Genomic DNA, 25,957 nt, shown 5'->3' on the forward strand with positions numbered 1-25,957 from the left:
GAGGCTGGGACATTTAAACATTTTTGTCCCAGCCATCTTTATGTCAGCTTCATCGATTGTACACATTCACAATACAGAGGACATATATCATTGTTTAATAATTTCAAAGGTTCTTCCCTTTTGCTTGTCAGAATACCATAGGTAAATTATCATGGTTATAGGGTTTAATAATTTTGAATTTACAAACAAAGGGGCTGGTAATCATGTTTTCACCGTTAACACCACTGGATTGGAAACGACGTGCGGTAAAGTACTATCCGGATAAAACTGCTGTAATTGATGAGGAGAAAGAGTTCACTTATAAAGAATTTGGCGAACGGACTAATCAACTATCAGCGGCACTGCATAATGCTGGTATTCGGGAAAGTGATCATGTTGCGGTAATGCTTCCAAATACGCATTATATGCTCGAACGTTTTTATGGAATTGGCCAGCTTGGTGCTGTAATGGTTCCGCTGAATTATCGCCTTGACGCGGAAGATCTCGGTTATATCATCAATCATAGTGATGCAAAAATCTTAATTGTCGATGCAGAATTTGCCGAACCTATTGAAGACATAGCAGAAAATCTGTCGCTGGAAGAAATTGTTGTTGTTGCTGTTCCCGGGCATCATTCTTCGTTGAAAAGTGTGGATTATGAAGCGTTTCTTACGCATGTGCCGTATGATGCGGAAGTACCAGAGGTTGAAATTGATGAAAATCAGATGCTGACCCTGAATTATACGAGCGGAACGACCTCAAAGCCAAAAGGGGTTATGCTGACACATCGGGCGAATTATTTGAATGCCGCTAATTTCATGTATCATCTTGGTGTTAATCATGATGATGTGTATTTGCATACTTTGCCGATGTTTCATGCGAATGGCTGGGGCGGTGTCTGGGCGATAACGGCAGCAGGTGGTACGCACGTATGTCTCCGAAAAGTAGATCCGCCGCTTATTCTTGAATTGTTTGATAAGAAAAATATATCACTGTTGTGCGGGGCTCCAACAGTGATCAATATGCTCGTAAATGAACCAAACGCGAAGGAAATTGATATACAAACGAAACCCCGCATGGCCACGGCCGGCGCCCCTCCTGCTGCGGCATTAATCGGGAAAGCTCAGGATATTCTCGGCTTAAACATGATTCATGTATATGGGCTCACTGAAACCTCACCATTTATTTTGTACTGCGAGTGGAAAAATGAATTCCATGGTAAGTCTCCTGATGAACAGGCAGTCATAAAGGCAAGGCAGGGGATAGAACTTGCTTTTAATGGTGAAACAAAAGTGGTTCATCCGGATGGAAAAGAGGTTGCCTGGGATGGAGAGGAACTTGGTGAAATCATAACCCGCGGAAACGTGATAATGGAGGGGTATTACAAGGACCCTGAAAGGACAGCCTCAGCCATTAAAGATGGCTGGTTTTACACTGGTGATCTGGCAGTAACGTATCCGGACGGGTATATCGAAATTCGTGATCGCGCCAAGGATATGATTATTTCCGGCGGTGAGAATATATCCTCAACCGAGGTGGAAGGGATTCTGTACAAACATCCTGCAGTTATGGAGACAGCTGTTATTTCCATTCCGAATGAAAAATGGGGGGAGGTGCCAAAAGCGATTATCGTACGCTACCCGGATGCAGAAGTAACTGAAGATGAAATTATTTCTTTTTGCCGTGATAACATGGCCCATTTTAAAGCCCCGAAAGAGGTCGAATTTGTCGATGCGCTGCCAAAAACGGCAACCGGAAAACTGCAGAAATTCCGTTTGCGTGAAATGAACTGGGATGGACCGAAAAAAGTTAATTGACAGGAAACGAACAGAGGGAATTTTGAGAGAATTGCCCGATGCAAAAATAATGACCGGATATCTCAAATAAGATAACCGGTCATTATTTTATAAAGAAACTGGTTATTGATTCCCCATGAATGACGGGGAATCAACAACCATTATCAGAAGATGCGAAGGTTTTATATCTTAACACCATGCCGTGCCAACGATGATAAGAAGGATAAATAATACAACGATTAACGTAAATCCATCACCGTATCCGCAACTGCAGCCATATCCGGCTCCAGCTGTGTTTCCACCGTGGTTGTATCCGGCACCTCCAACATTACCGTTATATCCTCCATAGTTGGAACCATACTTAGGTCCAAACTCCATAAAAAACACTCCTTTACCTTAATTTAGCTTTAACTAACATCCCATATATGCTGCTCCGACAATGATGAGCAGGATGAACAGTACGACGATTAAAGCGAAACCGCCGCCATGGCCATATGATTCACTCATTTCCACGACACCTCCATAACCGTTTACATTACTGTATGTAGATGAACGTCCAATGATATGGGTATTCCCCTAAATTTGGCGATATTTGGGCTGGATAAAGTAATCAGGGTAGATACCCTTTTCATCATTATCTGTGTACTCCGCCCGCGCAACCTTTTCCTGAAGACATATGTTGTAGTATTCATCCAATTCCTTTTATATATCACTTACGCCCCCGGCAAAGAAGAGCCTTTTACGGAAGGCTCTTTTCAACTGTTAAGCTATTCGCCTTTATTTGCAAAATATGGACAGATGCAATGCCAGATAGTGTTTACTATTTCATACGATGAAGTAAGTGCCGCAAAGGAGGTGATAATACATGAGTTATTCAGGTGGTAATAACTTTGCGATGGTAGTTGTTCTGTTTATCCTGCTTATCATTGTTGGTGCAACGTATGTGAATGGTGGCGGATTCGGCGGCGGCTACAACGGCTATTAAAAATGAAACAAATCCTTTGCATGGGGGTACTCATGCAAAGGAATCCCAACAAATTAACAAATACCTCCTTTTATATAGATGCAGTGAGTAGTGGGAAGGGGTGATATTGAATGAGCGATATGATGAAAAAAGTGGAACAAAAAACCGGTGTTAACAGTAATGATATTATGAAACTGGCCAAGTCTGTGAACGGTATGGATCTGTCCAATGAACAAAACATCAGAAGACTTGTAAAACAAGTTTCAAGGATGGCGAATAAACGGGTATCCAAGCAGACTGAGGACATGATTGTAAAAGCATTAAAAGGGAAGAAAATCAATCAATCAACCATCTCGAAAATGCTGTAATCATATTCTTAATGAAACCTGCCCATTGCGGCGGGTTTTTGTTTTTGAAGATAGAGCTTCATTTAATTTTTCGCATTCAGAGAGCAGGAATATGTTAAAATAACAGAACAGAAAAGCCAGTCTTTCAAGTTAAAGGAGACCAAATATATGAAAAAAGTTTTTTTACACCTTGGGTACCATAAAACAGCGACAACATTTTTGCAGCAATATATCTATCCGGAGTTACTGCAAGTTAATTACATCAGGCAAAAAGATATCAAGAATGAATTACGGATCATCAGACTCAGAAGAAAAATATCAGATGAGGATATTGTAAAGCTTAGAAAGCTTTTTCTAAGTTTCGATAATGGACAACCACTGCTTATTTCGTATGAAGGACTTTCAGGCAGCCCTTTTGCACCGAAAAAAGCAAAGCGGCAGCGGGGGGTCTTGCGGGACCTGCGCCGTATATTTCCTGAAGAAGAATTTGATGTCCATGTTATTATCGGCATCCGGGAGCAGGCAGACTTATTCAGTTCCCTTTACGTGCAATATATTCATCAGGGCGGTGTTCGGTCAGCAGAAGGCTATTTACAATACTGTGAGCAAAATGGCTCCCTTCAGAATTTCGAATTTCATCGTTATTTCCGACTGATAGAGAAGTTTTTTGGGAAAGACAGTCTATATATCATGGTTTATGAGCATTTTAAAGAAAATGCGGAAAAAGAAATGCTGAAATTGCTAAATTTTATGGGGGAAAAGGCTATTCCATCTTATAATAAGGCTGGCGGTGTCAGAAGGACGAATAAGAGTTATGGCGTGCTGCAGCTGAAAATCGCCAGACGGCTGAACAAGTATTTTAAAACAGGGGTACATAAAGAAGGTATTATACCAGCTGTCAAAATACCCAAACTAGGTAATCTGTCGCCGAGAATGTTTTTGCAAAACAAGGTGAGCTATTCATTGAACTATCAAAAATTTGAACTTCCTGATGAACTGCGGCACACACTGCAAGACCGTTTTGCGGTGGAAAACAGAAAGCTTGTGAACAATTATCAACTTGATTTGCCGGATAAATATTTAAGAGATAAATAAATGTGGTATATTCTACCCTCGGCAAGACGAAAGATCGTACCATTAGTATAAAGGAGGGAGGGAAATTGATGGTAAAACAGATGGACAGTTTACTGCAAAATACACCTGAACTTGATGGAGCAATTGCCGGTATCAGTATTCGGGATGCAGATACCGGCAATATCCTGTATGAACACATGGGTGATGTCCGGCTCCATCCCGCCTCAAATATGAAATTACTGACATCAGCAGCTGCACTATCTGTTCTGGGTGAACGTTATACATTTCAATCGGAAGTATTAAAAACAGGAGACATACAGGATCATACGTTGTACGGTGATTTAATTTTACGGGGAAAAGGAGATCCAACCCTGTTGCCTGCTGATTTTGATCAATTTGCCAAGAGTATAAAATCACGCGGTATCCATGTCATGAAAGGGGATATTATCGGGGATGATCATTGGTACGATCATATCCGTCTTTCTCCGGATATGATTTGGTCGGACGAACACTGGTATTATGGGGCGCAGATTTCTGCACTGACAGTCTCGCCAAATGAAGACTATGATGCAGGTTCTGTCATTGTTGAAGTTATGCCTGGTAAAGTTGGGGAAAAGCCGATGGTTACGATTTCACCCGGGACAGATTATGTACAGGTGAAAAATACTGCAGTGACCCGTGAATCGGCTGTCGAAAAAGATTTAGTAATTCATCGTGTTCATGGCGGCAACACATTAATTGTGGAAGGCGCTATCCCTGCTGGAACACCTGTCATCAAGGAATGGATAGCAGTATGGGAACCGACCCGTTATGCATTGAATCTGTTTGAACAATCATTACAAAAGCAAGGGGTTACGTGGAAGGGTGACATAAGAACAGGTCAGACTCCAAAAGATGGGGAAGTTCTTTTTACACACGAATCTATTCCATTATCTGAAATGCTGAATCCGCTTATGAAATTGAGTAACAACACAATCGCGGAAATATTGGTAAAAGAAATGGGCAGTATTGTTCACGGGGAAGGCAGCTGGGAAAAAGGGATAGATGTCATTGAAAAGAAACTGCATGGATTGGGACTAAATCCGGATAATCTGATAATGCGGGATGGTTCTGGTATATCGCACGCTGATCTTATTCCGCCAAATGAATTAACCAGATTATTGTATAAGCTGCAAAGGAAAAAGTGGTTTGATACGTACTTGACGGCGCTGCCAGTTGCTGGTGTAGAAAATCGAATGGTTGGCGGTACATTAAGAAACCGGATGAGTGGATTGGATGTTCGAGCAAAAACCGGTACTATTTTTGGCGTCAGTACACTGTCAGGATATGTTCGAACTGATAGTGGACGCAAGCTTATTTTTTCCATCATGCTCAATAATTTATTGGATGAAGAGGATGGACCGGAAATCGAGGATAAATTGATTGAAATCATCGCAAGCCAGTGCTGAGACAAAGAGGCTGGAACAAAAGTGTTTTATCCATAGAAAAATCTGAACAACTACTGGAGCGTATAGCCGCTCCGGAAATATACTTCGCTTTCACTTTTGGAGCATAAGTGCGACATCTGCTCAACTATCGTTTCGCAGTGTCTTCTTTACCGCGGGCGGCTGCTGAGCCTCCTCGTGCTTGGTGCTCGTCGTGTTGCAAGTGTTTCAATGGAGAATCACTCCTCGCAACTCGAAGCATATTCGGCAGAAGTAATGCTCGTCGCACTGCGGGGTCTCACCTATGCCTCTCTTCCCGCAGGACAAGGAAAGCTGCGGAGCGTTACATCGCACGCAGAAAAAGTGTATTCCTTTTTCAAGGAGTCTACCTATATTTCCTCCGATAATCCCCTAATTGTTCGTCTTTTGAATTGCACGTTTTTGATATGTCCCAACCCCCTTTTAACGGGAAATAATCATGGCTGTTACTCATTCGACAACTTCAAGATATCCAGCACCTTAAAGAAAAGACTCAGAATGATAGCAACAACAGTGGCCAGTCCCATGCCGGTTAATGCAACAGATCCTAATTTTATTGTGGCGCCGCTTATGCCGATAACAAGTACAACACAGGTTAGGATCAGGTTTTGCGACTTATTATAATCGATTTGCCCTTCGACAAGCATCCGGATTCCGCTGGCTGCAATGATTCCGAATAATAATAAGGATATGCCGCCCATTACTGGAGTTGGAATGGATGAAATTAATGCAGCAAGTTTACCGCAGAAGGAGAGCACAACCGCAATAACAGCAGCCATTCCAATAATCCAGGTGGAGTAAACCCGTGTTATCGCAAGCACCCCGATGTTTTCCCCGTAAGTTGTATTTGGGGTGGAACCGAAAAAGCTGGAAATAATGGTCGAAATACCGTTTCCCAACAATGACCGGTCAAGTCCGGGGTCTTTCGTCAAATCTTTTTTAACAATGTTTCCTGTCACAAACAAGTGGCCGATATGTTCCGGGATAATAACAAGTGCTGCCGGAATAATGACTAAAATGGCCGACCAGTCAAATTTCATCTCGTAATATGTTGGCATGGTAATCCAGGCTGCCTCCTGCACTTTTGTGAAATCCACAATGCCAAAGAAAAAGGCAATCACGTATCCGGTAATAATCCCGATTAAAATAGGGATGATTTTTAAAAAGCCACGCATCGTAACCCAGCAAATAATGGTGATTGCCAGCGTTAAAAAGGAAACCATTGCCGTTGATGGGTCTACTGCCCATGTATCACCCGCATCTGCCGGTGCAATCCAGCCAGCCATTTCAGCAGCAGTTGGTACCAGCTCCAATCCAATAACAGCAACAATTGCTCCCATTGCCGCAGGAGGAAAAATGACATCTATCCATGCAGTACCAGCAGCATGGATAATCATAGCAACAATGCATAAAATGACCCCCACGGCGAGAAAGCCTCCCAGTACATAACCATACCCCTGTCCACCGGTATATTGCCCCAGAACGACGAAAACCGGGGATATAAATGCAAAACTTGAACCAAGATATGCCGGGATTTTCCCTTTTGTAATAAAAATATATAATAACGTGCCAATTCCGTTCATGAATAAAATGGTCGCGGGATCAACCCCGAATAACACCGGTACAAGGACTGTTGAACCAAACATGGCAAACAAATGCTGCAGACCAAGCGGCAAACTTTGCAAGAATGGCAGTCGTTCCTGGACTTGAATTTCCTTTTGCTTCATAGTTTTATGCTCCCTTTATTGTATTTAATGGCTTCAGCAATAATAAAAAAACACCTTGTCCACAACAGGACAAGGTGTTTTGAATAAAGCACACACACTTATTTCCAGAAAATGCGCTGCTCCACAAAGATTCATATGTTACCACCTTGTCAGTCTCACAGGACCGAATTAAAGGTAACCGTATTCCATTTATCTTAATTATTATGACAATTTCCTGAAGATGTGTCAATGGTTTTTCGAAAAATGTCGAGTTCACTATTTTCACAGTGCCAGTGAATATAATCTGCTAAGACCATCATACTAACGTTATAACTTGTATGGAATGAAGAGGTTGTATTCATGAAAAAGAAGCGAGAAGAACGAAAGAAGGATCGCGAATTAACGAAAGCGTTGGAGGAATTCAGACAGAATGATGACTTCGTTGAATATCAATTTGAACAGAATGAATTCCCTGTAACGCTTGGATACTTAAAGACTTCCATTGATCAGGAAAAACTGGAAAAGTCGGTTATGCCGTATTTGCAGCAGGGTGATTTTGAGACACTGGATGAGATTGATCAAATTGTGCCGATAACGAAGACCGGCATATCCGATCACGCGGACGAATTAAAACAAAAACTAATTCAAGGTTACCTGATTCTTTATCCGAAAAATGAATCCGGACAGTTTCTGCTCATTCCAATTCCGTTAAAAAAATCCCGGCAAGTCAGTGTTCCAGAAGTGGAATTCAGTGTTGTCGGTCCGAAAGAAGCATTCATTGAAAATATTGATACGAACTTAAATCTTGTCAAAAAGCGATTGGCGATTCCGGAATTGGATATCCAGACAATGACAGTTGGTACAGTAACCAAAACGAAGGTGGCTGTAGTGTCGATTAAAGGAATTGTCGATGAAGAAAATGTGAACACAGCGATACAGCGGATAAATGATATTGAAATTGACCAGGTTATTGATAGTTCGTTTATTCAGCAAACGATAGCCGACAATAAGAATTCTCCTTTCCCGCAGCTTTTGGATACGGAGCGTCCTGACCGAATTGCGTCTGTTCTGGTTGAAGGGAAAGTAGCTATTTTTGTTGATGGATCTCCACATGTGTTAATTGGACCGACAACGCTTGTTGAGTTTTTTTCGGCGTTTGAGGATTATTTTCTTAATTGGACGATTGCGTCAACTTTCCGGATGATCAGGCTTTTCGCAGTATTCTTTTCTATTTTGATAACACCATTGTATGTTGCTGTTTTGACACATCATTTTGAAGTTATTCCGAAAGCCTTGCTGGGGCCCCTAATCAGTTCGAGGACACTTGTGCCATTTCAGCCGATTCTGGAGGCAATCATTCTTGAATTAACCATTGAACTGCTCAGAGAAGCCGGGGCAAGGCTGCCGACCAAAATCGGTCAGACGATCGGTATCGTTGGTGGTATTGTTATTGGTACGGCGTCTGTTGAGGCGGGTTTGACAAGTAATGTGCTGTTAATATTAATTGCGTTGGCTGCATTGGCATCATTTACGACACCCGTCTATCAGATGGGCAATACCATTCGCCTGATCCGCTTTCCATTGCTTATCGCTGCGCATGTATATGGTATTTTCGGTATAGCGGTCTGTATCGCGTATATCATGGTGCATTTAATTAGATTGACATCATTGGGAAGGCCGTTTCTTGAACCGGTTTATCCGTTCCGGTTTAAGGATTTGAAAGATGCTTTTATCCGGCTTCCTTTTAATATGCAAAACAAACGGCCATATCTTGTCCGTCCGTCAAAAGTTGACCGGCCAACTGAAGGAGAATAACTAGTTTAGAGGGATCGCGCTATGATAAAAGCTAAAGACAAAGTGTCGCCGTTGATGGTGTTTTTTGTTATTACAGCCTCCCAGGTTGGAGTTGGAGTGCTGGGGTTTCAAAGTGTCATCATTAAATATGCAGGACACGACGCATGGATATCAGTGATGCTCGCGGGAGTCGGCATCAGTGCTGTTATTTGGATTATGTATGCAATGCTGAACAAGGATGAGTATGGGGATATTGTATCCATTCACACTTTTGTACTTGGCAAATGGATTGGTTCAGTTCTTACTGTTATATTTTCCATTTATATGTTGGCTCTGGCAATTGTCGTTATGCGAACGTATTTGGAAATTATCCAGGTATGGATGTTCCCGCATTTGAGTATATGGGCCACGATGCTTTTTCTGCTGCCGCTTATTTATTATATTATTAACGGCAAATTCAGGACAGTTGTCGGTGTTAGTTTTTTTGGTGTCGTGTATCCATCATTTCTAATATTGACAATGTTCTTCCCGTTGAAATATTCACGGGTGGCAAATATTATGCCTGTTCTGGATCATACCGTTATTGAAATTATTCAATCGAGCTATTTAGCAATTTTGAACTTCATGGGCTTTGCCGCGCTGCTTGTTTTTTATCCATTTGTGGAGAAGGCAAGGACATCTCAAAAAAATGCCCATTATGGGAATCTGTATATAACACTTTTGTATACATTGATTTGTGTTGTGTCATTCGTATATTATAACCAGTACGAATTAAAGGAGACGATATGGGCCACATTGGGGTTATGGAAAATCATGGAGCTGCCTATAATAGCCCGTTTCGAATACTTCGGTATTGCCACATTATTCTTTTCCATTCTTCCCAACATTGCTTTATATACATGGGCAAGCGGGCGTGCACTTTCCAGACAACTCAATATATCACACCGGAAAATAACCTATGTCCTGCTGGGAATTATTTTTATTGCCTGCTTGCTGTTCGACGATCGTAAAGGGGTCAATTTTTTAAATAGTATTGCTGGCAAGATAGGCAGTTATTTTCTGTTTGTTTATATCCCGATATTGTTTGTTCTGCATTGGATTCGCAGAAAGGTGAGCAAAAATGCGTCTTAAATATGGTGTTATTTTATTACTCATTGTCGTTAGTCTGATCTATAATTTTAAAATGCCGAAACAAGTAATCGATCAGATTTATATGGTCACCGTCGCCGGGTATGATTATGTTGATGAAAATACGATACAAGGTACCGTTGTCGCACCCAATTTTTTAATTCAGGGTCAACTCGTTGACCTTGTTTTTACGGATACTGCGGCAATGGTTTATGAAAATAGAAGTAAGCTGAATCGCCAGGCATCAGAAGAGCTGCTCAATGGTAAACTGGAAGTCGTGCTGTTCAACAAAGAACTTGCCAGTAAAGGTATCAGCGAATTTATTGATTATCTGCTAAGAGATCCGAGTATAGGAAGTCAACTGCATTTGGCGATTGTCGATGGTTCAACCTATGATATGTTGAATTCCATTAAATCCAACAAAGGAGCCGGGGTCTATTTATCGGATCTCATTGAACATAATTCAAAGAACGGGAATCTGCCCATTATCAATTTGAAACAATTCAGCGGTGAGGTGGCAAGCAAGGTCGCTGATCCGTATTTGCCGGTATTTAAAATGGTGGATGGTATTCCGCAAATTAATGGTCTGGCCATATTTGATAAGGATAAATATGTCACTACAATTCCATCTAAAGATGTGATGCTGTTTAAAATGCTGCATGAAAACATGCAAGATGGGCAGTATTTTTTGGAAACGAAAAAATATAATGCTGCCATTCAGAATATCGATTCGACTCGAAAAGTTGGTGTTACCAAAAAAAATGGGCTACTAAAGGTAAATATTACATTGAAAATTAATGCTGTAGTCAGGGAATTTACCGGAAAAGGCGGGGTTAGAAAGAAAGATCAAATTATAAAGAGGTTCGCGAAGGATATCAGCAGTAAATCGGTTGAATTGATTAAAGGATTCCAGGAGGAAAATGTCGATCCGCTGGCTATTGAAGAAATTGTGAAAAGCAGATTCCGGGATTACAATAGCAAAAAGTTCAAAGAAGCCTATCCAACACTGCAAATTGATGTGGACACGAAATTTACAATTGCTGAATTTGGTACACGCCGATAACGGATTCGTTTCAAACGAAATAGGAATGGAGATTTGATATACTATCCGTTATAGGGAGGTTGTAAATATGGCAAATAAACTATCAGGAAAGACTGCAGTAATTACCGGAGCAAGTAGTGGAATCGGTTCTGCAATTGCTGCACATCTGGCTGAAGAAGGGGCAAACGTGGTTCTTGCTGCCCGCCGGAAAGACAAACTCGATGAACTGGTTGACTCGATAAATAAAAAAGGCAATGGGAAAGCAATAGCAGTAGAAACGGATGTTACAAATAAAGGAGAGGTAGATTTCCTTGCTGAGAAAACGGCGGATACCTTTGGTGAGGTTGATATTTATATAAACAACGCCGGTCTGATGCTGTTGTCAAAAGTCCAAAACGGTCATGTCGATGAATGGGATCGGATGGTTGATGTAAATATCAAAGGGGTCCTTTATGGAATTAATTCAGTTCTGCCGAAAATGCTTGAACGAAAAACCGGGCATCTCGTCAATGTTGCTTCTGTTGCGGGATTGGAGGTTTCCAAAGTTAATGCGGTGTACAGTGCCACGAAATTTGCTGTACGTGCATTGTCGATGGGACTGGAAAAAGAACTGGCCAGAACTGGGGTAAGAGTGACCAATATTTCACCGGGAGCGGTTGATACAGATCTTGCCACACATGGTACTGATGAAGAACTGATCGGCAAGGTGAAGGAAAACAACCGCAAGCTCAAGGCGGATGATATCGCACGTGCGGTTGTCTATGCAGTAACACAGCCTGATTATGTGAATGTTAATGAGGTAACAGTCAGACCAGTTTAACATATACATTTAGTTCAGGGGCTGGGACACTTGTCCCGGCCTCTTAATTCATCCGATCAGCAAGTGCTTCGTCAATGCCGGTATATTTCCGTTCGAAATCTAGGTGTACGACTTCCCACAGGTAGAGTGAAGCAGTAGTTAAGTATGGACTCCAGCAAGGCTTTTTCTCCAACAGTATACCTTTGCGTTCTGATTTTTCAACACCATAAAGCCATTTTGCTCCACGTTGCAGTCCAATATCATCAATTGCCAGCACATCCATTCGCCCCAGTGAAAAAATCAAAAACATTTCAGCTGTCCATTTGCCAATTCCTTTTATACTTGTTAATTGTTTGATAACGGATTGATTGTTATGATCATCCAATTTTTCAAGGTTGACTTCATTGCATTTTACTTTTTCAGCAAGGTCGCGAAGATAAACAACCTTTCGACCGGACAATCCGATTGACCGAAGTTCATCTTCGTGTTTTTGTAATATGCCTTCTGCGGAAATGGTGTAATTCATTAATGTCTCAAGCCGTGTGAAGATTGCCTTAGCGGCGTGCACGGATATTTGTTGACCGATCATGGATCGGACAAGTGATTTAAAAAGATCCGGACGCATGACAGTCTCGACATCGCCGACCGCCTGCACAAGCTTTTTCATTTGCCGGTCGGTCTTACATAACGCAATTGTTTCAGGATCATCCTGCTTTACTTTTAATTTTTTCATAGTCCACCTCACATATATTTTGGCGTATTTTCAAAAAATAAGCCGTATGATGAAGAATGATAGCCTATTGCGGAAAACTTTGTTATTATGAGTATGATACAGATTACTTGCATTATAAATGAATAATTGCATTTGAGGAAGGTGGATGTTCTAATGAGTAAACCAAAAATAGTTGTGTTGGGCGCTGGTTACGCCGGCTTAATGACAACAAGACGTCTTACGCAGAAACTCGGCCCGGAAGAAGCTGAAATTGTTCTTGTAAACAAACATAATTACCACTATGAAACAACATGGCTTCATGAAGTTGCTGCAGGTACACGCAACCAGAATCAGGCTCGTACGATGATTAGTGATGTCATTAATCCAAATCGTGTCAGCCTTATTTATGACGAGGTTGTTGAAGTGAAGAAAGATGATAATCGTGTTGTTTTGAAAAACAGTGATATTACATATGATTACCTTGTTATTTCACTCGGATTTGAAACCAACACATTTGGCATTAAGGGTATGGAAAAAAATGCATTTTCCATTACTGATATTAATTCCAGCCGCATGATTCGCGAACATATTGAATATCAATTTGCCAAATACAGCACGGCTGCCAAAAAGAATGATGATGATTTGACAATTCTTGTAGGCGGCGGCGGATTCACCGGCATCGAATTTGTTGGTGAACTTACTGAAAAAGTTCCCGAGCTTTGTAAGAAATATGATATTGACCGCAGTAAGGCACGCATCATCAATGTGGAAGCAGCTCCTCGGATTCTTCCAGGATTTAACGATGATCTTGTTGCATATGCGAAAAAATCATTGCAGGACCGCGGTGTTGAAATCAGGGAAGGTGCAAAGATTTCCGAATGTAAAAAGAGCAGCTTTGTCATTGGTGACGAAGGTGAAGAAATCAAAGCTGGCACAATTGTTTGGACAGGCGGTGTAACAGGAAGTTCTGTACTGAGCAAATCCGGTTTCGAGATTACAAAAGGTAAAGTTACGGTTGATTCTGACCTGCGCGCACCGGGCGAAAATAACATCTTTATTATTGGTGACTGTGCCTGGGTCATGAATAAAGAAGAAGGACGTCCATTCCCGCCAACTGCACAGGCGGCAATCCAGCATGCTGATACATGCTCATCAAACCTGAAAGCACTGCTGCACGGCGGACCGCTTGAAGAATTTATATTTGATAATAAAGGTACGGTTGCTTCCCTTGGTTCCAAGGATGCAATGGGTACGGTATTTGATGACCATCTGCTTTATGGAAAACAGGCTTCTGCCATGAAAAAGGTCATTGACAACCGTTCTCTGTTCTTGCTTGGCGGACCGAAGCTTGTCCTTAAAAAAGGTAAACTGCGCTTGCTTTAATTAATGAGGAGGGACATTCTTATGAAAAATGGAATTCTACTGGTATTTTTGCTTACACTTGCATCACTTGCAGGTTATAGAGCAGCAACAACATGTCTTGAGGAAACAAGAGACTTTCGTTAAAAATAATCACAACCATCCCGCTTTAATCGGCAGGGTGGTTTTTTTATGCAGCGGATGTGATTAGTATCACTGTTTCTGCAATACGTAAGCAGTATGATGAAGGTAATAAAGGAGGGGTTTCAGTGAGCATGGGACTTATCTTATTACTTGTAGTATTATTTGCTGCTGCCTTATTCGGGACGTTATTTGTTTTTAAACAGGAAGAGAAAAAAATGAAGCGATATGAGGAAGAAGGGGATACGGTTGAAGATCAATTAAGACGGTCACACGAATATGAGACGGTTTCCCTGAAATCAAACGTGTCGCTTCAGGTTGCAATTTATGCTGTTACCATCGTGCTATCACTTGTTGTATTTGCATTTTATATTTTTTAAGAAGCTACATTTTTTCTGCTAAATATCGAATACTACGGACAGGAGGTGGTTTTAATGAAAACCGTCATCTTGTCTTTTATTTATGCGTCCATGGTTTTGGTTAACAGTGACGGTGATGCTGTTGATGAACTCGATAGGGATGATTATAAACTGTCCTATTTGGATGAGTTGTTCATAAATGAAGCAAAATTGAAACTGGAAATGAATATTCTTGAGGAAAAAGTCCATAAGAATCCTGTCAATGCAAAATTGGATGATAACGGTGAAATAATTCCGGAGAAACCCGGAAAGCGGTTGAACAGATATAAATTCCGAAGATATTTTATGAACTACTTTTACACCGGACAAAGAATGAAAAAAGAATTGCCCGTCGAGAAAGTGTTTCCAAGAGTTGACAGTGAGTTGCTTGCGGAAATTAAAGAACAGAAAATCGGTGATTATGTGACGTTCTTCAAGCCGTCCAATAAAGAACGATCGCATAATATTGATCTTGCTGCCGAAGCGATTGATAATCATGTTGTATTCCCGGGTGAAACATTTTCATTTAATAAAGTGGTTGGAAAACGTACGAAGGAAAAAGGATATAAACGTGCACCGGTTATTGTGAGGGGAGAGCTTTCGGAAGATATTGGCGGAGGGATATGTCAGGTGTCATCAACCCTGTTTAACGCAGTCGATTTGAAAGGAATTGAAATTACGGAACGGTATTCACACAGCAGGCGTGTGCCATATGTACCATCTGGTCGTGATGCGACAGTGAGCTGGTATGGACCTGATTTTGAATTCAAAAATACGTATAACCAGGCACTCCTGATCCGAGCATCCTCGAAAAATGGAAGGATGCAGGTAAGCATCTATTCATCCGATGCTTTATGAATCAATCCTGCATCCATCTTCTTTACATTGATTAATTGGAATAATGTTTCGGTTGGCAGCCACTTTGTCGTAAATAAGATCGCCAAGACCTAACCATTTTCCAATGTATAGAACGGGCAGAGCCAACCATAACACCGGCAGCACTTTGCTGATTTGCAGAACCGCATCAAACCCCTGGTACCAAATACCTTTATGAAGAACATGCAAATATTCCTCCATTGCCGCCGGATAATCGTCCAAGGACCGGAACGAATTAAAAGTAAGCTGGTTCTGCCAGTCGAATTTTTTCCAGACTTTAGATGTTTGTGTACACAGCTTGCAGAAGCTGTCATAAAAAATAATCATAGTTACCACGCTCCTATGTACAATATTCCCGCAAATAACAATTATGAATCCCTCTTATCCCGTTTCTCTTTATTTTAACATGATAGTTGTTTAAATTCAGGATGATGTCGTGTGAACACTCTTCAGTTAGACGAGATAATAACCTCTTGACAGTTGTGCAGTTTGTCAGTATGATTATCATTGAGAATGAGAATCTATATCAATTAGAGGTACATAATAATAAGCAGTTGGGATATGATTTATCCTGGATTGCAGAATAGGAGCTGAATGGATGAAGAAAGTGATTATTATTTCGTTTGTTCTCGTATTATCATTTTTAGCTGCCTGCAGCGACGGGGGAGAGAACGCTCAGGAGAGTGAGAGCAGCGGTAAGTATGACAGCCGTTCCATAACCATTGAGGATGCAATGGGCAAACAAACGATTGAAGGAACACCGAAGAAAATTGTTGCACTGGAATGGTCCTACGCGGAAAACCTCCTGGCACTTGGTATCCAGCCGGCCGGTGTAGCCGATTTGGACGGTTTTCATCAATGGGTGAACATTGAGAAGGAATTTGATGATAGTGTAAAAGATGTCGGTACTCGTCAGGAGCCTAACCTGGAAGCGATATCCCGATTGAATCCGGATCTGATAATCGCGGTGAAATTCCGTCACGAACAATATTTGGACAAATTGAAAAAAATTGCACCGGTTGTTACGTTTGCACCATATAGTAAAAAGGCAGCGGACAATCATTTTCAACATATGACCAATGAGTTTAAAACGCTTGCCAAAATCGCGGGAAAACAGGAAGAAGCAAAACAAGCACTTACAGATATGAATACATTTATTGAGCAGCAAAAAAAACGGGTAGCGGATGCGGGTTTGAATGGCGAAAAATATGTGGCTGCACAGGCTTTCACCGCACAGAACACACCGACAATCCGAATATTTACTGATAATTCAATGGTTGCACAAATCATGAATAAACTTGGATTTAAAAATGCCTATGAATCGGATAAAACAGAGATATACGGGTATACGCAGGCCGGAGTCGAAGCATTGCAGACATTCCAGAATGAAAACCTTCAATTCCTGTATATCGTTCAGAATCAGGATAATATCTTTGAAAATCAGCTGAAAGGCAATCCGGTATGGGAAAACCTGAGTTTTGTGAAAAACGGTAATACCCACAAACTTCCGGGTGATACATGGACATTCGGTGGTGTCTTATCTGCTCAAGTTTTGGCAGAACAATTAGCTAATGCAATGGTAAAAGAGTGATTGATATGAATAGTACCTTGCGCGGAACATTGGTTGCGGTTCTTACCTTTGGTGGGGGAGCCGCGCTTTTGTGCATATTGATGTTTATACATATTAATCAGGGGAGTGTTTCGATTCCGGCGGCAACGGTGATTGACGCCATTTTCTCTCCGGAAAATAATCTGCAGCATCATACTATTCGCATGTTACGTCTGCCTCGTGCAACGATGGGAATTGTAGCGGGTGGGGCACTTGCTGTTGCCGGGGCTGTACTGCAGACAGTAACGAAGAACCCGCTTTCTTCAGCAAGCACACTTGGGATACATTCCGGTACATATTTCGCTGTCGTATGTTGTACAGTCTTTTTTCCAGCACTTTTGGCTGGGAACGGAATCGTGGCTGCTTTTGTCGGGGGAATTGCAACATTTTTGATCGTGTTTATCCTGTCTGGAGGAAGAAATGCCAAACCGGTTCGCATGGTCTTGGCAGGAATGATTGTTACATTCTTATTTTCTTCCCTGACAAGTGTATTGCAAATCTTTTATGAAAATGAAACGGCTGGCTTGTTTCTATGGGGATCGGGAACACTGATTCAAAATGACTGGAGTGGTGTGAAATTTTCATTGCCGATTGTGACTGCCGGTTTTGTTGTTATCCTGCTAATGTCATTTAAATTGGATACACTCACATTGGGCGATGATGTCGCAACAGCACTAGGTCAGAATGTGAACGTTGTGAAATTCATTACTGTTATAGCAGCTGTATTGCTGACGTCGGTTACAGTGAGTGTGGCGGGTCCTATCGGCTTTATTGGTCTTGTCGCTCCGCATCTTATTAAGTTAATCGGCTACCAAAAACATTTACCTTTATTGATTGCTTCATTTATCTGGGGCGGTAATGTTTTGCTGTTCGCAGATATCCTGGCTCGGATAATTGACCCATCATTTTCCGAACTGCCGGTTGGTGCCATTACTGCGCTTATAGGTGCACCATGGCTGATTTATCTTGTATTGCGAATGCGAAAAACAAGATATGGGGAAGAAAATACAACTGTAATGGCGGGGAAATCAGTTGGCGGGTTGTCACTTAAGCTTGTCATGCCAGTTTCGATTGTTATTATTCTTTTAACACTATTTATAAGCATGGCATCTGGTAATTATGGCTTTGAACCGGTCTTGCTGTGGAATACACTTTTCGGAGAATCGAATGAATTCATGCGTGATCTTGTACTGGATTTGCGATTGCCGCGTGCACTGGTTGCTTTGTTTGCAGGAATGGTCCTTGCCGTAAGTGGTCTGATCTTTCAAGGCGTACTTCGTAATCCGCTTGCCGATCCATCCGTAATCGGGATCACTTCCGGTGCGGGTGTTGGGGCATTACTGACAATGTACGTCTTTGGTGTTTCAGCCTTCTGGACTCCGATCGGTGCAATGATTGGTTCCTTTGTATTCTTTTTGTTTGTGATGTTTCTTGCTGTACGCGCACAGTTCCAGCCAACCATTCTGGCGCTGTTGGGGATTGGTGTGTCAGCATTTGGATCAGCGATTATCCAGATTCTCGTTGTCCAGGCAGATTTAGGTGTGGCATCAGCGTTAACTTGGCTGTCAGGTTCTACGTACGCAAGGGGCTGGTCTGAAATGTTTAATTTTTTGATTTGGCCGGTTGTCATCTTATTCCCGGTTTTATTAATGCGGATTCGGATCCTTGATACACTCTCGCTTGGGGATGATACAGCAAAAGGACTGGGACTGAAAGTGATGTCAGCTCGATTTCAGTTGGCATTAATTGCGACACTGCTCGCGGCATGCAGTGTGGCTGCCGTTGGATCGGTTGGTTTTGTGGGGCTGATTGCGCCACATCTGTCCAGGTTGCTGGTCGGTCCTTCCAATCAGCGTTTGCTGCCAGTTACAATTCTGGTCGGAGGTGCATTGTTAGTTGTGGCGGATGTCTTGAGCAGAACGCTGCTTGCACCGAATGAAATCCCATCCGGCATACTCGTCGCCGTCATTGGTGCACCATATTTTCTATGGCTGATGAAAAAGAGAGCGTAATAGGGATGGTGGTATACTTGTTCTCCGCGCGTGACGAAGTGGGATATAGATTTTTTGGAAGGTTGATAAATGAATACTCAGGGTTGATTCTTAAGCTTTAATGGTTGATTCCCTGTAGATCAAGGTTGATATCTGACTTTAATGGTTGATTTTCAACTCATGACGGTCGATATTTACCGGTGGAAAGTCGATAGAAGGTATTTTCGGAAAACGCAGCACTGGGAATTTTTAAAAAACGTGTGCCCCCAAATGGGAGCGCACGTACTTAGTTATTTTTAATCCAGTTAATTAGTCCGCCCTGCAGCAGAATGTCTTTCTGTCGTGGTGACAGATTGTGTTCAACTGTAATTGTTTCTCCTTTTCCTATAAGGGAAACTTCCATCTTGTTACTGTTGTTTTTAAGTTGTTCATGTAAATTATCCAGCTTTAACGTGTCGCCGTCTGATAATTTTTCATAATCTTCTTCTTGGGAAAATGTCAGTGGCAGCACACCGAAATTCACCAGGTTCTGCCAGTGGATTCGGGCATAGTCCTTAACCAATGCCAATCGCAATCCGAGGTATCGCGGTGCCAATGCTGCGTGCTCCCGGCTTGATCCTTGGCCATAGTTAAATCCGCCGACAACGGCATGACCGCCATTATCTTTTGTTTCTTTTGCACGCTGGACATATCCGGTATCGACACCTTCGAAAGTGAACTCACTGATTGCCGGAAGATTGCTTCGATATGGGAGTACGCGTGCCCCGCCTGCTAAAATTTCATCGGTGGAAATATTGTCACCGACCTTTAAAACAATTGGGACTTCCAGGGTGTCCGGCAAGTCGCCCATTGCCGGAATGGATACAATGTTTGGCCCTTTTACAAGTTCAACGGCCTTCGCCTTCTCCAGCGGCAGTGGTTTCTCCAGTATATTTTCCTCCACATTTGGATCAGCAGGATCTTTTACCTTAGGATATTTAAAATCAACAGTCTGTGGATCGGTTATTTTACCATAAAGTGCAGAGACAGCTGCTGTTTCCGGACTGGACAGAAAAACACTGTCTTCTTTGGTTCCGGATCTGCCGGGGAAGTTTCGTGGTGTTGTCCGCAGACTGTTACGTCCCGAGGCGGGTGCCTGCCCCATACCAATACAACCGTTACAACCTGCTTGGTGGAGTCGTGCCCCGGCTTGTAACAGGCTGGCAATATGCAATTCTTTTACCAGATTAGTCAGCATTTGTCTTGATGTAGGGTTAATATCATAGGATACACCATTAGCGACTTTTTTATCTTTTACAATTTCTGCTGCAACAGCAAAATCCCGATATCCAGGGTTAGCAGATGAGCCGATGTATGACTGATAAATTGGGGTTCCGGCGATTTCGCGTACAGGAACAACATTGCCTGGGCTGGATGGTTTTGCGATTAAAGGTTCCAACTCAGATAAATTGATTTCGTCATGCAAATCATAGGTTGCACCTTCGTCCGGCCTTAGTTCAATCCAATCTTCTTCACGATTTTGTGAAGCTAAAAACCGTTTCACCTCTTTATCAGACGGAAAAACAGTCGCAGTTGCTCCAAGTTCAGCGCCCATATTGGCAATTACGTGACGATCCATGGCTGAAAGCTGATCAAGACCTGGGCCGTAATATTCGATAATCTTTCCTACACCGCCTTTCACATCATGTCTGCGGAGCATTTCCAGGATAACATCCTTTGCGCTGACCCAGTCCGGCAGTTTTCCGGTTAGTTTAACTCCCATAATTTCGGGCATCTTGATGTAGAAAGGTTCACCGGCAATCGCCATAGCCACATCAATTCCGCCGGCACCCATTGCAAGCATCCCCATACAGCCATTTGCACATGTATGGCTGTCTGAACCGAGCAATGTTTTACCAGGCGACGCTAGCCGCTGCATATGAACAGGGTGGCTGACACCATTTCCCGGACGGCTGTAATACAGTCCGAAGCGCTGTGCGGAACTTTCCAGAAATAAATGGTCATCCGGATTTTTATTGTCCTCCTGGATCAGGTTGTGGTCAACGTATTGTGCAGAGGCTTCTGTTTTGGCGCGTTCAAGATTCATTGCTTCCAGTTCAAGCATGACCATGGTACCTGTGGCATCCTGTGTTAATGTTTGATCAATTTTTAGACTGATTTCTTCACCGGGCTCCATTTCACCGGACACGAGATGATCTTTGATTAACTTTTTTGCAACGTTCAAAGCCAACTAAAACTCCTCCTCATTAGTTTATTGATTATGTGTATACAGGTCTTTACCCTTAAAAGAGGGGAGACAAAACAAAAGAAGGGCGCCACTTGTTAGGGCGCCCTTCCAAAGGTTTAGTTTATTCAGCTTTGTGTGCTTCAATTTCAAAATTGACTTTAACCTCATCACCAACAAGCACGCCACCGGTTTCTACTGCTGCATTCCATGTAAGTCCGAATTCTTTTCGACTGAATTTAGCAGTGCCGCTGAAGCCTGCAACGGTATTACCACTCATCGGGTCTTTGCTTTGACCTTCAAATGTTACGTCAACTGAAACTGGTTTCGTAGTATCTTTGATTGTAAGGTCACCAGTTACGTCATAAAGGTTGTCTGATTTCTTCTTGATATCAGTAGCCTTAAAAGTGATTTTCGGGTACTTTTCCACTTCGAAAAAGTCACCAGAACGCAAGTGATCATCCCGGTCCTTATTACGGGTATCGATACTTGCTGCATCGATAGTCAATTCAACTGTTGAGTCAGATAAATCATCCACATCAGCTTCGATTACTGCCTCAAAATCGTTAAATGCACCTTTCGCTTTAGAAATCATCATGTGCTTAATTTGAAATCCTAATTCACTATGGACTGTGTCAACATTATATGTTGTTTTTGCCATGTATATCCCTCCAAAAATGATTTAATACTTACTTAATGTAACTAAGTATATTATTATAAATAGCTAATGTCAAGTAATTATAATAAAAAAATTTTGATTTCAAGATAGATTTTACCCGGTTAACGTTAGGATTAAACAATACAGGCGTGCTATACTTATATATAAATACTTTGGCACAGGAAATTTCATCATTGAAAAAAAGAGGTAATCTGGTATGAAACAATTAAGCATCATCCCGTGCGGACGGAAAAAAATTTGGGACAGAAACGAAAATGCCGGGGCAGTTCCTGCAAAAGAGGCGTATATCGGTACATTGCACCATTTATGCCGAAATTATGCGGAAACATTTACAGATGGATGGGTTGTTTTATCGGCAAAACATGGCTTTCTTTTCCCGGAGGATATTGTTCCAGGTCAATATAATGTAACATTCAATCAGAAAAGCGATGAAATTATTACATATGATAAGTTAAGATCACAGGTTTTGGAAAAAGGACTTGACCAATTTGATATGTTGGTCGTTTTAACCGGAAAGAAGTATAAGCCGGTAATTAACGGAGCATTTAATGATAATCAGCAGCGAATTTATCCGCTGCTCCAATATAGCGGGATCGGTTATATGCAGCAGGCGCTTAAACAGGCCGTTCAGAAAAATGAGCCAATACGAATTAAAGACAGGAGTTAGTGCAGGTATGGATCGAATAACATTTATTATTGCAGTTTTAGCCGTATATATGCTTTATATGGCATTTAAGCACAGAAATACATTTAAAAAATTGTCTGTTGCACAGAATATAGGTGTTTTACTCACCTTTTTGGCAGCAATCGCGATTTTCGGAAGTATGTTTTATTATGGTGTAAATTATTTTGCTGAGCTTTCCTCCAGCTGGGTAGTCGACCTTATCATCCAGATTGTTTTCGCATTTTTTATTATGATTGGCGGGGTAGTAGCGTTCAGTGCAGTTGTATATAAGATTACGAATGGTTTGCTCCCGGTACCGCGAGATCGGGAATAACTTTAAATTCCTTCGAAAATTTCCGCTTATAATTTGCCACTATTTGCGGTTCGATTTCGATAATATAGATGAACAGGCAGTTGCAGGTTCCTCCAAAAAAAGGAGGAGTAAAATGAAACCGATACTGATAATAGATGCAGGGCATGGCGGAAGGGATCCGGGTGGAGGTTCAAATCAATATTGGACGGAAAAAAATTTAAATTTGTCCATTTCGCTTTACCAGTTTGAACGGTATAAGGAACTTGGTATACCGGTTGCTTTAACCCGAAGAACCGACATTACACTGAATCCTAAGTCACGGACACGGATTGTTCGCGACAGCGGGGCATTGTATTGTCATTCGAATCATATTAATGCCGGTGGAGGTGACGGAGCTGAAATAATCCATTCAATTTATGGCGATATAGATATGGCAGAGAAAATGGCAGAAGCAATCCGTGAAGCAGGTCAAAATGTAAGAAGGGTATTTACCAGGAAATTGCCGACTAATCCGAAGCGGGACTTTTATTATATGAACCGAAATACGGGAAAGGTTAATACGGCCATAATCGAATATGGTTTTGCCGACTCAGACGGGGATGATGTTAATCAATTACGGAAGCAATGGAAACGCTATGCGGAAGCTGTTGTTAAAGCTTTTTGCCAATATATTGACCATCCTTATAATAATGGGGCAGTCAGTACAGCAGCAAAGATGCAGCAGAAAGTTTTGCATCTGCCGGTAAATGCACCGTCGTGGCGTGTTTATGCAATGCATGCAATTCCTATTAAAGGAAACGAAAAGGGATTCCTGCGTCCGAAGAAGTTTGGGGGTCTCACCTATGAAGTACTTGGTAGTCCCCAAGCCCATGTGTATATTATACAAACGCGTGATTTCGGGAAGGTGCAGATATATGCACACCCGTCGACAGGAGCTGTTATTACCGCATAACATGAGCCCGGATGCATACAGGCATCGGGCTCTTTATAATAGGTCATAATCCCTACTGAATTAAAGTTCTTTTTTCGCTATACTTAATATAAAGAAAATTTTTAATTAAAAGGGGAGATTAGATGCAACAAATTACGTATAATCCTTCATGGGATATTGATGTGATATTTCCGGGGGGAAGTGAATCAAAAGAATTACATACACATATGCATGATGTGAAGCAGGATGTGAAAATGCTGTCAAATGCGGTTGGGGAATTCGATCCTGCTCAGACAAGTCTTGCCGATGAAATTAAAGAAATTGTTCATTTACTCGAAAATACACGTAATAAAATGGGAGAGGCATTTGCATTTATCAGTTGTATCAGTGCACAGGATATTCACGATAAGAAAGCAAGCCTTTTGGTTGGGAAAAGAAGTGAACTGCGCGCAGAAATGGAAGCGGTCAAAACGAATTTTGACCAGAAGTTAGCGGAAATTCAGGATGGGGTGTGGGATGAACTGTTGAATGATCCGGAAATTCGTGATATTGAATTTGTGTTGAATGAGTTTCGGGATAAAGCAAAAGAACTTCTCTCAGCTGATGAAGAGAAACTGATTAATGATTTATCAGTTGATGGATATCACGGTTGGAGCCAAATGTATGATACAGTGGTTGCGAATATGAGTGTGGATATTGAAGAAAAGGGCAAGATAAAGCATTACTCTGTTGGACAGGCATCCAACAAATTGAGTGAACCCGATCGGGCCGTCAGAAAACATGTATTTGAACAGCTTGGCAAAGCCTGGCAGGAAAATGCGGATTTTTTCGGGCAGACATTGAATCATTTGGCCGGCTTTCGGCTGCAAACGTATAAGCACCGAAATTGGGAACACGTACTGAAAGAACCGCTTAACATAAATCGTATGAAAAGGGAAACGCTTGATGCAATGTGGAATGCTATTAATCGGAATAAAAAACATTTCACAGCATTTTTGGAAAAGAAAGCCGAATTGCTTGGACTGGATAAGCTAAGTATGTATGACATTGGGGCACCACTTTCGAACACTGTTACAGAAACGCCTTATACGGATGGAGCAAATTTCATAGTGGAACAATTCCGTGCCTTCAGTCCCAAAATGGCTGATTTTGCACAAATGGCTTTCGAGAAACGTTGGATCGAGGCAGAGGATCGTGCCGGCAAACGTCCCGGGGGCTTTTGTACCAGTTTTCCGGAAAGTAAACAAACCCGGATTTTCATGACCTACTCCGGGACATCATCCAACATCGCAACATTAGCTCACGAACTTGGCCATGCCTATCATCAGCACGTTATGAATGATATGCATGGACTGAACCAGGGATACTCAATGAATGTAGCGGAGACAGCCTCAACGTTTGCTGAAATGATTGTTGCTGATGCATCCGTCAAAAACGCGTCAGACACGGAGGAAAAGAAATCATTGCTCGAGACGAAAATTCAGCGGAGTATTGCCTTTTTCATGAACATTCAGGCAAGGTTTAACTTTGAGCAGCGTTTCTATGAAGAACGGAAAAATGGTATGGTACCAGTGGAACGGTTAAATGAGTTGATGGTGGAGGCACAAAAAGATGCATATGGAGATTCCATCACTGATTATGATCCAAATTTCTGGGCATCCAAACTGCATTTTCATATAACCGGTGTACCATTTTATAACTTCCCGTACACGTTTGGCTATTTATTCAGTCTTGGCATTTACGCACATGCACAAGAACTTGGCGGCGATTTTGAAGATGACTACATTGCACTGCTTCGGGATACCGGACGGATGACGGTGGAAGATTTGGCCGCGAAGCATCTGGATGTAGATCTGACAAAACCCGATTTCTGGGAGAGCGCAATTGCCCTTTGTGTAAAAGATGTTGAAGAATTTATGAAACTATAATTTTGTCATTCCGCTTCAGGTACGATATAATACAATTAAC

The 25,957-nt window shown here is 41.9% G+C and carries 25 protein-coding genes; 18 read left to right on the forward strand and 7 right to left on the reverse strand.

What is annotated here, in order from left to right; translation table 11 throughout:
- The first annotated feature begins 203 nt into the window (after positions 1 to 203).
- On the forward strand, positions 204 to 1,796 hold the full coding sequence (locus B1K71_RS07705) for a long-chain-fatty-acid--CoA ligase (protein ID WP_077325646.1): 1,593 nt from the start codon (positions 204 to 206) through the stop codon (positions 1,794 to 1,796).
- Positions 1,797 to 1,964: 168 nt separating this feature from the next.
- On the opposite strand, the gene B1K71_RS20250 is transcribed toward B1K71_RS07705, so the two are convergent.
- Positions 1,965 to 2,153, reverse strand: coding sequence for a YjcZ family sporulation protein (locus B1K71_RS20250; RefSeq protein ID WP_077325648.1), 189 nt, complete (start codon positions 2,151 to 2,153; stop codon positions 1,965 to 1,967).
- Between the two features lie 33 nt (positions 2,154 to 2,186).
- Entirely contained in the window at positions 2,187 to 2,282 is a 96-nt protein-coding gene (locus B1K71_RS07715; RefSeq protein WP_077325650.1) for a YjcZ family sporulation protein, read from the reverse strand.
- Between the two features lie 358 nt (positions 2,283 to 2,640).
- Between B1K71_RS07715 and B1K71_RS07725 the strand changes: the two genes are divergently transcribed.
- The 4 genes from B1K71_RS07725 (at position 2,641) to dacB (ending at position 5,608) form a co-directional block, all read left to right on the forward strand.
- Complete coding sequence (locus tag B1K71_RS07725) at positions 2,641 to 2,760, forward strand: YjcZ family sporulation protein (RefSeq protein WP_077325654.1); 120 nt, start codon at positions 2,641 to 2,643, stop codon at positions 2,758 to 2,760.
- Positions 2,761 to 2,870: 110 nt separating this feature from the next.
- Positions 2,871 to 3,107: a stage VI sporulation protein F gene (locus B1K71_RS07730; protein ID WP_077325656.1), complete on the forward strand. Its 237-nt coding sequence runs from the start codon at positions 2,871 to 2,873 to the stop codon at positions 3,105 to 3,107.
- A gap of 147 nt (positions 3,108 to 3,254) precedes the next feature.
- The gene (locus B1K71_RS07735; RefSeq protein ID WP_077325658.1) at positions 3,255 to 4,181 is read left to right on the forward strand and encodes a hypothetical protein; all 927 of its coding nucleotides are present in this window, start codon (positions 3,255 to 3,257) and stop codon (positions 4,179 to 4,181) included.
- Between the two features lie 68 nt (positions 4,182 to 4,249).
- Positions 4,250 to 5,608: a D-alanyl-D-alanine carboxypeptidase/D-alanyl-D-alanine endopeptidase gene (dacB, locus tag B1K71_RS07740; RefSeq protein WP_077325660.1), complete on the forward strand. Its 1,359-nt coding sequence runs from the start codon at positions 4,250 to 4,252 to the stop codon at positions 5,606 to 5,608.
- 461 nt (positions 5,609 to 6,069) lie between these two features.
- On the opposite strand, the gene uraA is transcribed toward dacB, so the two are convergent.
- Positions 6,070 to 7,350, reverse strand: coding sequence for a uracil permease (uraA, locus tag B1K71_RS07745; RefSeq protein ID WP_077325662.1), 1,281 nt, complete (start codon positions 7,348 to 7,350; stop codon positions 6,070 to 6,072).
- Between the two features lie 339 nt (positions 7,351 to 7,689).
- On the opposite strand from uraA, the gene B1K71_RS07750 reads away from it, so the two are divergent.
- The 4 genes from B1K71_RS07750 to B1K71_RS07765 all read left to right on the forward strand — a co-directional run bounded on the left by B1K71_RS07750 (position 7,690) and on the right by B1K71_RS07765 (position 12,113).
- Entirely contained in the window at positions 7,690 to 9,144 is a 1,455-nt protein-coding gene (locus B1K71_RS07750) for a spore germination protein (protein ID WP_077325664.1), read from the forward strand.
- Between the two features lie 21 nt (positions 9,145 to 9,165).
- Positions 9,166 to 10,254, forward strand: coding sequence for a GerAB/ArcD/ProY family transporter (locus B1K71_RS07755; protein WP_077325666.1), 1,089 nt, complete (start codon positions 9,166 to 9,168; stop codon positions 10,252 to 10,254).
- Positions 10,244 to 11,314: a Ger(x)C family spore germination protein gene (locus B1K71_RS07760; RefSeq protein WP_077325668.1), complete on the forward strand. Its 1,071-nt coding sequence runs from the start codon at positions 10,244 to 10,246 to the stop codon at positions 11,312 to 11,314. Before B1K71_RS07755 ends, B1K71_RS07760 begins: the two co-directional genes overlap by 11 nt.
- A 67-nt stretch (positions 11,315 to 11,381) precedes the next feature.
- Entirely contained in the window at positions 11,382 to 12,113 is a 732-nt protein-coding gene (locus B1K71_RS07765) for an SDR family oxidoreductase (protein ID WP_077325670.1), read from the forward strand.
- A 43-nt stretch (positions 12,114 to 12,156) separates the two neighbouring features.
- Here the strand turns inward: B1K71_RS07765 and B1K71_RS07770 are convergent, their stop codons facing one another.
- Positions 12,157 to 12,825: a DNA-3-methyladenine glycosylase family protein gene (locus tag B1K71_RS07770; RefSeq protein WP_077325672.1), complete on the reverse strand. Its 669-nt coding sequence runs from the start codon at positions 12,823 to 12,825 to the stop codon at positions 12,157 to 12,159.
- A gap of 153 nt (positions 12,826 to 12,978) precedes the next feature.
- Between B1K71_RS07770 and B1K71_RS07775 the strand changes: the two genes are divergently transcribed.
- The 3 genes from B1K71_RS07775 (at position 12,979) to B1K71_RS07785 (ending at position 15,560) form a co-directional block, all read left to right on the forward strand.
- Positions 12,979 to 14,187 carry an NAD(P)/FAD-dependent oxidoreductase gene (locus B1K71_RS07775; RefSeq protein WP_077325674.1) on the forward strand — a complete coding sequence of 403 codons (1,209 nt, stop codon included), beginning with the start codon at positions 12,979 to 12,981 and terminating at the stop codon, positions 14,185 to 14,187.
- Positions 14,188 to 14,438: 251 nt separating this feature from the next.
- A complete protein-coding gene (locus B1K71_RS07780; protein ID WP_245799378.1) occupies positions 14,439 to 14,684 on the forward strand; it encodes a hypothetical protein in 246 nt (81 codons plus the stop codon).
- Between the two features lie 54 nt (positions 14,685 to 14,738).
- Positions 14,739 to 15,560 (forward strand): VanW family protein, encoded by an 822-nt coding sequence (locus B1K71_RS07785; protein ID WP_077325677.1) that lies wholly within the window; start codon positions 14,739 to 14,741, stop codon positions 15,558 to 15,560.
- On the opposite strand, the gene B1K71_RS07790 is transcribed toward B1K71_RS07785, so the two are convergent.
- Positions 15,555 to 15,905: a thiol-disulfide oxidoreductase DCC family protein gene (locus tag B1K71_RS07790; protein ID WP_077325679.1), complete on the reverse strand. Its 351-nt coding sequence runs from the start codon at positions 15,903 to 15,905 to the stop codon at positions 15,555 to 15,557. The genes B1K71_RS07785 and B1K71_RS07790 overlap by 6 nt on opposite strands.
- A gap of 271 nt (positions 15,906 to 16,176) precedes the next feature.
- On the opposite strand from B1K71_RS07790, the gene B1K71_RS07795 reads away from it, so the two are divergent.
- The gene (locus tag B1K71_RS07795; RefSeq protein WP_077325681.1) at positions 16,177 to 17,169 is read left to right on the forward strand and encodes an ABC transporter substrate-binding protein; all 993 of its coding nucleotides are present in this window, start codon (positions 16,177 to 16,179) and stop codon (positions 17,167 to 17,169) included.
- Between the two features lie 5 nt (positions 17,170 to 17,174).
- Positions 17,175 to 19,199: an iron ABC transporter permease gene (locus B1K71_RS07800; RefSeq protein ID WP_077325683.1), complete on the forward strand. Its 2,025-nt coding sequence runs from the start codon at positions 17,175 to 17,177 to the stop codon at positions 19,197 to 19,199.
- Between the two features lie 265 nt (positions 19,200 to 19,464).
- On the opposite strand, the gene B1K71_RS07805 is transcribed toward B1K71_RS07800, so the two are convergent.
- Positions 19,465 to 21,408, reverse strand: coding sequence for an aconitate hydratase (locus B1K71_RS07805; protein WP_077325685.1), 1,944 nt, complete (start codon positions 21,406 to 21,408; stop codon positions 19,465 to 19,467).
- Positions 21,409 to 21,526: 118 nt separating this feature from the next.
- A complete protein-coding gene (locus tag B1K71_RS07810; protein ID WP_077325687.1) occupies positions 21,527 to 22,063 on the reverse strand; it encodes a YceI family protein in 537 nt (178 codons plus the stop codon).
- 214 nt (positions 22,064 to 22,277) lie between these two features.
- Between B1K71_RS07810 and B1K71_RS07815 the strand changes: the two genes are divergently transcribed.
- The 4 genes from B1K71_RS07815 to B1K71_RS07830 all read left to right on the forward strand — a co-directional run bounded on the left by B1K71_RS07815 (position 22,278) and on the right by B1K71_RS07830 (position 25,917).
- Positions 22,278 to 22,748 (forward strand): DUF6884 domain-containing protein, encoded by a 471-nt coding sequence (locus tag B1K71_RS07815; protein WP_077325689.1) that lies wholly within the window; start codon positions 22,278 to 22,280, stop codon positions 22,746 to 22,748.
- Between the two features lie 7 nt (positions 22,749 to 22,755).
- The gene (locus tag B1K71_RS07820; RefSeq protein WP_077325691.1) at positions 22,756 to 23,079 is read left to right on the forward strand and encodes a hypothetical protein; all 324 of its coding nucleotides are present in this window, start codon (positions 22,756 to 22,758) and stop codon (positions 23,077 to 23,079) included.
- A 112-nt stretch (positions 23,080 to 23,191) separates the two neighbouring features.
- Positions 23,192 to 24,010, forward strand: a complete 819-nt coding sequence (locus B1K71_RS07825; RefSeq protein ID WP_175631864.1) for an N-acetylmuramoyl-L-alanine amidase family protein — start codon at positions 23,192 to 23,194, stop codon at positions 24,008 to 24,010.
- 122 nt (positions 24,011 to 24,132) lie between these two features.
- Entirely contained in the window at positions 24,133 to 25,917 is a 1,785-nt protein-coding gene (locus B1K71_RS07830) for a M3 family oligoendopeptidase (RefSeq protein ID WP_077325695.1), read from the forward strand.
- Positions 25,918 to 25,957 lie beyond the last annotated feature (40 nt).

It is taken from the genome of Virgibacillus siamensis (assembly GCF_900162695.1).
Lineage (GTDB): Bacteria > Bacillota > Bacilli > Bacillales > Amphibacillaceae > Lentibacillus > Lentibacillus siamensis_A.